The organism is Mesorhizobium sp. M7D.F.Ca.US.004.03.1.1 (assembly GCF_003998635.1).
Classification (GTDB): Bacteria; Pseudomonadota; Alphaproteobacteria; order Rhizobiales; family Rhizobiaceae; genus Mesorhizobium; species Mesorhizobium loti.
Map to the genome: position 1 here is coordinate 1 of NZ_RZQG01000245.1, position 7,197 is coordinate 7,197.

7 protein-coding genes are annotated in these 7,197 nt (G+C 64.5%); all 7 read left to right on the forward strand.

The genetic code is table 11. The features are described from left to right. A partial coding sequence (locus EN935_RS15725; RefSeq protein WP_206534522.1) for a DNA repair protein RecO C-terminal domain-containing protein occupies nucleotides 1-342 on the forward strand: 342 nt, incomplete at its 5' end. Next, nucleotides 339-857 (forward strand): PaaI family thioesterase, encoded by a 519-nt coding sequence (locus EN935_RS15730; protein ID WP_126068547.1) that lies wholly within the window; start codon nucleotides 339-341, stop codon nucleotides 855-857. The genes EN935_RS15725 and EN935_RS15730, both read left to right, overlap by 4 nt. An 83-nt stretch (nucleotides 858-940) precedes the next feature. Next, nucleotides 941-3,667 carry a DUF2339 domain-containing protein gene (locus EN935_RS15735; protein ID WP_127263200.1) on the forward strand — a complete coding sequence of 909 codons (2,727 nt, stop codon included), beginning with the start codon at nucleotides 941-943 and terminating at the stop codon, nucleotides 3,665-3,667. A 174-nt stretch (nucleotides 3,668-3,841) separates the two neighbouring features. After that, entirely contained in the window at nucleotides 3,842-4,360 is a 519-nt protein-coding gene (locus tag EN935_RS15740) for an RNA polymerase sigma factor (protein ID WP_013532577.1), read from the forward strand. Further along, nucleotides 4,357-5,148 (forward strand): anti-sigma factor, encoded by a 792-nt coding sequence (locus EN935_RS15745; RefSeq protein WP_109662703.1) that lies wholly within the window; start codon nucleotides 4,357-4,359, stop codon nucleotides 5,146-5,148. The genes EN935_RS15740 and EN935_RS15745 overlap by 4 nt, the downstream gene beginning before the upstream one ends. Nucleotides 5,149-5,355: 207 nt before the next feature. Next, on the forward strand, nucleotides 5,356-6,453 hold the full coding sequence (locus EN935_RS15750; protein ID WP_109662706.1) for a peptidase C39 family protein: 1,098 nt from the start codon (nucleotides 5,356-5,358) through the stop codon (nucleotides 6,451-6,453). Nucleotides 6,454-6,458: 5 nt separating this feature from the next. Next, the coding region (locus EN935_RS15755) for a RimK-like ATPgrasp N-terminal domain-containing protein (RefSeq protein WP_206534523.1) at nucleotides 6,459-7,197 on the forward strand (739 nt) is incomplete at its 3' end.

Consider the following 7,197-nt stretch of genomic DNA (forward strand, 5'->3'; position numbering starts at 1 on the left):
CTCGATCTCAGCCAATGCGCCGCGACCGGCACGCGGCAGGATCTTGCCTATGTCTCGCCAAAATCGGGTCGCGCGGTATCGCGCGAAGCAGGCTTGCCATGGCGCGACAAGATGCTGGCTCTGCCGGCCTTCCTGCAGCGCGGCTCCGGCCTGCGCGCCGATGCGGCAGCGGTCGACGACGCCTTCCGGCTGACCGGCTTCTTCTTCACCCGCCACGTCTATGAGCCGCGCGGCATCGAGCCGCCCGACGCTCGCGCCGGCTTCCTTGCCGCCTTGCGCAAGCACCACGCGCGCGGCAAGGCCATTGCCGGCGAGGACGCGGCCAGAGAAATCATCACATGAGCGAAGTCGAACTTTATCCCGGCCGGGTCTCGCCGCTTGGCCTCGGCACCATTCCGCATGCCGACATCCTGGAATACACTGGTCTTGAGCTGCTGCAGCGCATCGTCGACGGCAAGTATCCGGCGCCGCCGATCTCCTTCCAGCTCAGCTTCTCGCTGACCGAAGTGTCGGAAGGCCATGCCGTGTTCCGTGGTGTGCCCAACGAGCGCCACCTCAACCCGCTGGGCAGCGTGCATGGCGGCTGGGCGGCGACGCTGCTCGATTCGGCACTGGCCTGCGCCGTGCAGACGCTGCTCGAGAAGGGCGAGGCCTACACGACGGCTGAGTTCAAGGTGAATTTGACGCGGCCGATCACGCCGAAGACGGGCGAGGTGGTCTGCGAGGGCAAGGTTGTTCACAAAGGCCGCACGCTGGCGGTGTCGGAGGCGACGTTGAAGGATGCCGGCGGCAAGTTGCTGGCTTTCGGCACCGAAACATGCTCGATCTTTCCGGCCGCCAATCTGGCAGCGCGTTGAGTTTTGTGGCCGTTTGGCCACCGCATTTGAGTGTCAGTGAGACTGAACGTCAGTGAAAACTGGCCTGGTTTGGGGGAACCGCCATGTTTGAAAGCCTGATCGGCCTTGTCGCCATCATCGCCTTGTTCGTCATCATTTCGCGCCAGCAGAGCCGCATCGGCCTGGTCGAGCGCGAGCTTGGCGCGCTGCGCAGCCTGGTGCTTTCGGGTGCCGTGCCGCCCTTGGCCAAGCCGTCCGAACAGGCCGCGCCCGCCGATGTGGTTCCGGCCGTAGCGGCCGCGGCCGATATCACCCCACCAGTGGTAAGCGAGTCGGTCGCCGCGCAGGCGCTGGATACAGAGGTGGAACCCCCAACCGGTGAGGTCGTGTCCGGGCCATGGGCGCCAAGCGAGGCGGCGCCGAAAGCAGCGGAACCTGCCGCGGCGAAAGCCGCCCGCCGATCCGACGTCGAAACGGCGCTCGGCACTCGCTGGGCGGTCTGGGTCGGCGGCATCGCGCTGGCGCTGGGCGGCCTGTTCCTGATCCGCTACACCATCGAGGCCGGCATTTTCGGCCCCGGGGTGCGGCTGACCATGGCCGGCGTGCTCGGCCTTGTGCTGGTCGCCGGCGGCGAGTTCATCCGCCGCACCGGCTTCAAAGTGCCGGTGCAAGGCGTTGCCGGCGCCTATATTCCAGCGATCCTGACTGCCGCCGGTGCCTTCATCCTGTTCGGCACCGTCTATGCCGCGCATGGCATTTACGGCTTCATTGGCCCGGCGCTCGCCTTCACGCTGCTCGGCGCCATCGGCGTGGCGACGATCGCAGCAGCCCTGGTCCATGGCCAGGCGCTGGCCGGCATCGGCCTCGTCGGCGCCATGGTGACCCCGGTGCTGATCGCCTCGCAGGCGCCCAATCCCTGGGCGCTGTTCGGCTATCTCGCGATCGTGCTCGCCGCCACTGGCGTCATCGCCCGCATGCGCGACTGGAAGTCGCTGATGGCGGCGGCCTTTTTCGGTACCGGTGTCTGGACCATCCTTTACATGACCGATGCACCGGGAGCGAACCTCTCTGCCATCCTGTTCATCGACGCCGTCACACTGGCCGTGCTCGCCCTTGTCTGGCTCGCTCGCCGTGGCGATGAAGCCGGGCCAGCCGGGGCTTTCGACTGGCCGTCCATCGTGCCTGGTCTGTTCGTCGCATTTTCGGCGCTGGGCCTGTCGGTCGACCCGGTCTTTGCCGCCGCCGGCTATGCCTTGCCGGGCGCCGTGGTGATCGCCGCAATGGTGGCCGTCGCGCTCTATCGTCCGCTGGCGCTGCCGCTCCTCTATGCGGCCGGACTGGTCACGGTGCTGATCTATCTCGGCATCATCCCGCCAACCTCGATCGCTTCCGATTTTTCGGGCGGTGCCCTGGGCGTCGATGGACTGCCCTTGGCCACGTCCAATGCGCTGACATTGCGCATCGGCATCGCACTTGGCCTGGTCTTCATCGGCGCCGGCTTCTGGGCCGCGCGCAGGTTCGCCGCCGGGACGCAAATCCGCGCGGCCTCATGGGCGGCGTGGGGCGTCATCGTGCCGCTGGTCATCCTGCTGGCACTCTGGTTCACCTTTGGCAATCTCGACCGCGACCTTGTCTACGCTGCCGCAGCAGTACTGCTGGTCGCGGTCTTCGCCGCCGGCGGCGAGTGGATCGCGCGGGCAGAAGAGCCGCCGCTCAAGGGCGGTATCGCGGTGTCGTTTGCCCTGGGCGGCGCGGCCATCGCCGGGCTCTTGATGCTGCATATGGCTTTCGATTCCGGCTGGACCACCATCCTGCTCGGTGCGGCGGCCATCGTGCCGGCGCTGGCCACGCGCTGGCGCTCCTATCCGGTGCTCGGCTGGATTTCGGTCGGCGCGGTAATCGCGGTGCTTGGCCGCGTCGCCTTCGACCCGACTATTGTCGGCGCCGAGTTCCTGTCGACGACACCGGTGTTCAACTGGCTGCTGCCGGGCTACGGCGTGCCGGCGCTCGCCTTCGGCTTTGCCGCCTGGCAGCTCGCCCGCACCACCAATGGCCGGCCACGCCTCGCCATGGAAGCGGCGGCAGCGCTGTTTGCGCTGCTCACGCTCGCCATGCTGGTGCGCCATGCCATGCATGGCGGCGTCATCGACACCGGCGCCATGACGCTCGCTGAACAGTCGATCTACACGCTGATCGCCATCGGCGCCGGCGCCATCCTCGTCGCCATCGACATCCGCTCGCCAAGCTCGGTGCTGCGCTACGGTTCGATGGCCGCCGGCGTGGTCTCCGTCGCCTTCATCGTTGTCAGGCACTTCGTGGTGCTGAACCCGTTGTTGTCAGACGAATCGACCGGCCAGATCCCGGTGTTCAACCTGTTGTTCCTTGGTTATCTCCTGCCGGCGGCGGCCGCCGGCGGGCTGGCGCTCTATGCGAGGGACAAGCGGCCGAAATGGTATACGCAGATGCTGGCTCTGGTGGCCGCAGTGCTTGCCTTCGCCTATGCCACGCTGTCGGTGAGGCGCCTGTTCAAGGGCGAATTCATCGGCCTGTGGAGCGGGCTTGGCCAACTGGAGACCTACACTTACTCGGCGCTCTGGCTGGTCATCGGCGTGGCGTTACTCACAGCCGGCGTTTGGTTGAAATCGCAGGTGCTGCGCATTGCCTCGGCCGCGCTGATCGCGATCGCCGTGCTGAAAGTCTTCATCTTCGACATGTCGGAGCTTGAAGGCGTGCTACGGGCACTATCCTTCATCGGCCTTGGCGCGGTTTTGATCGGCATCGGCCTGTTTTATCAGCGGCTGCTGACACGGGCGGCGAAGGAAAACGGATAAAGGCAAGCAAGAACAATACGATTTTAGTCTGGCCGGGAATAAATCGGTCAATGAGCTCGTTATCTCATTGCTTGGGTGACCGGAGCGGCGGACCGCTTCGCGCTGGCCGCTTGCGCCGCGCCCGGAAGGCGCGTTCAATTGGGATCAACAAGGGCGACCACAGAACCAGCGGTCATGGACGAAAAGAAGGCAGCAATCCTTGGCGAAATACCGCGCCTGCGCCGCTACGCACGCTCGCTTTTGCGCGACCGCGACGCTGCCGACGATCTCGTCCAGGATTGCCTCGAGCGGGCGCTTGTGCGGCTCGACAACTGGCAGACAGGAGAAAGCCCCCGGAGGTGGCTGTTTACGATCATGCATCATTTGTTCATCGACCAGATGCGCAAGGTGAACCGTCGCGGCGAGGCAGCGATGTTGCCGCTGGAAGCGGGCGAGGCTGTTGCCCAGCCGGCCGAGCAGGTGGAGAGCATCGCGTCGCGCGAGATCATCGACGCATTGCAGGCGATCAGCCCCGACCGTCGCGCAGCCCTTGTCATGGTTGCCATCGAAGGTTTTTCCTATGCCGAAGCAGCCAACATTCTGGGCGTGCCTGCCGGCACGCTGATGTCGCGCATTGCGCGCGGGCGTGAGGAATTGCGCGGGTTGCTGGACGACACGGCGCGTCGCCGCGCGATAAGGATCGTCGAGAAATGATCCGCCGCGACTTTTCCGAACGTGACATCCACATGGCGCTCGATGGCGAGTTGCCCAGCGACGAGCGCGCCGCTTACGATGCCTGGCTCGACGCCAATCCCGAGATGAAAGCCAAGAGCGCCCGCTTCACTGCCGACCGGACGGCCTTGCGGGCGGCCTTCGCCGGCGTGCTGGACGAAGCCGTCCCGGCGCGGCTGCGCAAGGTCGTGCTCGGCGAGGCGCCGGTCAAGGCGGCTGTGCCAAGCTCGCGCTGGTGGCTTGCCGCAGCCGCTGCCGTACTTCTGGTCGCCGGAGGGCTTGGTGGCTACCTTGCCGGCGTCGACGGCATGGGGCAGGAGGATCCCGCGGAAGATCGGCTGGCCGAGCAGGCAATCGCGGCCCATGTCATCTATGCCGCCGAAAAGCGGCATGCCGTCGAAGTGCCGGCCAGCGACAAGGATCATCTGCAGACCTGGCTGTCCAACCGGATAGGGCTGAAGCTGGTGGCGCCGGATCTGACCGCGAACGGTTTCCAGTTGGTCGGCGGTCGGTTGCTTCCGGCGGGCGAGAACAAGGCCGCGATGCTGCTCTACGAGGACGACAAGGGCGAGCGTATATCCCTGTTCGTCACAGCGGAATCGGCGGAAAATGCCAAGGGCACTTACATCGCCGCGCAGGACGGACCCGAGGCCGTCTACTGGCTGGACAAGGGCTATGGCTGCGCCGTCGTCGGCTCGCTGCCGCGCGAGCAACTGGCCGTCGTGGCAAAGAGCGCCTATGGCCAGCTTCTGGCAGGCCTGGCCAGTTGAAAGGCGCCGCTTTTGGTGGTGGCGCCAGTCTGTAAATAGCGATCCTGTTCAAAGCGTTTTGCATCGCCGGGCTGCTGCCGAATCTGTCACAATTCGGCCCTATTCAAGGTGCGATAGCGCTTTGTGGCCATCAGTATTTCGGCTGATGTCCTGAACGTTTTTCAGTAGGGCATTTCCCACCACCAAATCGAGGTTTTCTCAAGCCGCATGCCTGCCGAGATCCGCACGGCCCGCGCGTCTGACGTCGATGATCTCGCCGCCATCGAGAAAGCTGTTTTCTCGAGCGACCGTATTTCCCGCCGTTCCTTCCGCCTGTTCATCGAGCGTGAAACCGCCGAGACGCTGGTCGCCGAAGTCGACGGCCGCGTGGCCGGCTATGCGATCGTGCTGTTTCGCAAGGGCAGCGGCGTGGCGCGCCTCTACTCGATTGCGACCGGTCCGTTCTTCGGTGGGCTGGGTGTTGGCCGCATGCTGCTCGGATCCGCCGAAGACGCCGCCTTCGAGCACGGCCGCATGATGCTGCGTCTGGAGGTGCGCGAGGACAACAGCCGCGCGATCCGCATCTACGAACAGGCCGGCTATCGCAAGATCGGCCGTGAACCCGGCTATTATGAGGATGGCGGGACAGCACTTCGCTACGAAAAGACCTTGCGCGGCGACATTCCGATTGCCACCAAGGTGCCGTTCTACCAGCAGACCTGCGAATTCACCTGCGGCCCGTGCTGCCTGATGATGGCGATGGCCAATTTCGACCGTGGCTTCGTGCCGGATCCGGTCATGGAAATCCGGCTGTGGCGTGAAGCGACGACCGTCTTCATGATGTCGGGTCCTGGCGGATGCGAACCGTTCGGCCTCGCTGTCTCGGGGTACGAGAGCGGGCTTGCGGCGGAGATCTACGTGTCCTTCTACGGCGCGCTGTTTCTGCAATCGGTGCGTAGCGAGGACAAGCGTCGGGTGATGGAACTCGCTCAGGTCGACTTTCGCCGGCGCGCGGAACTTTACGGCATCCCGGTGAATTACCGTCCGTTCACCATCGATGATATCAGGGCTTCGATCGCGGAGGGAAAACTGGTGCTGGTGCTGATCAGCGGCTTCCTGATGTTCGGCAAAAAGGTGCCGCACTGGGTGCTGGCGATCGGCGATGACGGCGACCATATCCTGATCCACGACCCCTGGGTCGAGGACGAAAGGCAGGAGACCATCCTTGATGCCGCCAACATTCCCGTGCCTTACGGCATCTTCATGAACATGGCGCAGTTCGGCCGCGACGGACTGCGTGCTGCCATCACTCTGGGAAAGCGCTGATAACAATGACCTGGGTTATTCTTACAGGCAGGCAGAGCGATCTCGACCAGGTGGCGACACCACACAAGATCATCACCAATCGCGACTATCTCGCGCATCCGTCGCTGTTTCGCGGTCAGCGGCCGAAGGTCATCAACCTGTCGAACAATTACGGCTACCAGAGCCGCGGCTACTATGCCTCGCTGCTGGCAAGCTCGCGCGGCCACAAGGTGATCCCGACCGTCGAGACGGTGATCGACCTGTCGGAGCGCAAGCTCTATGAACACGCGCTGCCGGAACTGGAACTGGCGCTCAACAAATGCCGCAAGGACCTCGGCGGCACCTTTCCGCAAAAGGTCTGCATCTTCTTCGGCATCGGGCCGTCGAAAATCTGGGACCGTTTCGCCAAGCTGTTGTTCGACTGGTTCCGCGCACCGGCGCTCGAAGTCCACATCAAGGACAGCGCCGAATGGGCCTCGATCCGCAAGATCGGCTTCCATCCGCTGGCGCGCATGACCGAGGACGAGGAAAAAAGCTTCATCCAGTGCCTGGAGACCTACACCAACCGGGAATGGCGCGACACCAAGGGCCGCACGCCGGCGCGCTACACCTTCGCCACGCTGGTCGACCCGCATGAGGAATTGCCGCCCTCGGAGATCTCGTCGCTGCGCTACTGGGCCAAGATCGCCGAGAAGATGGGCGTCGAAATCGAGCCGATCACCAAGCGGGACCTGGCCAAGCTCGCCAATTACGACGCGCTGTTCA

What these genes read in the sequence shown, in the direction of transcription:
- EN935_RS15730 (WP_126068547.1), top strand. Translation starts at nt 339, where the DNA reads ATGAGCGAAGTCGAACTTTATCCCGGCCGGGTCTCGCCGCTTGGCCTC.
- EN935_RS15740 (WP_013532577.1), top strand. Translation starts at nt 3,842, where the DNA reads ATGGACGAAAAGAAGGCAGCAATCCTTGGCGAAATACCGCGCCTGCGC.
- EN935_RS15745 (WP_109662703.1), top strand. Translation starts at nt 4,357, where the DNA reads ATGATCCGCCGCGACTTTTCCGAACGTGACATCCACATGGCGCTCGAT.
- EN935_RS15750 (WP_109662706.1), top strand. Translation starts at nt 5,356, where the DNA reads ATGCCTGCCGAGATCCGCACGGCCCGCGCGTCTGACGTCGATGATCTC.
- EN935_RS15735 (WP_127263200.1), top strand. Translation starts at nt 941, where the DNA reads ATGTTTGAAAGCCTGATCGGCCTTGTCGCCATCATCGCCTTGTTCGTC.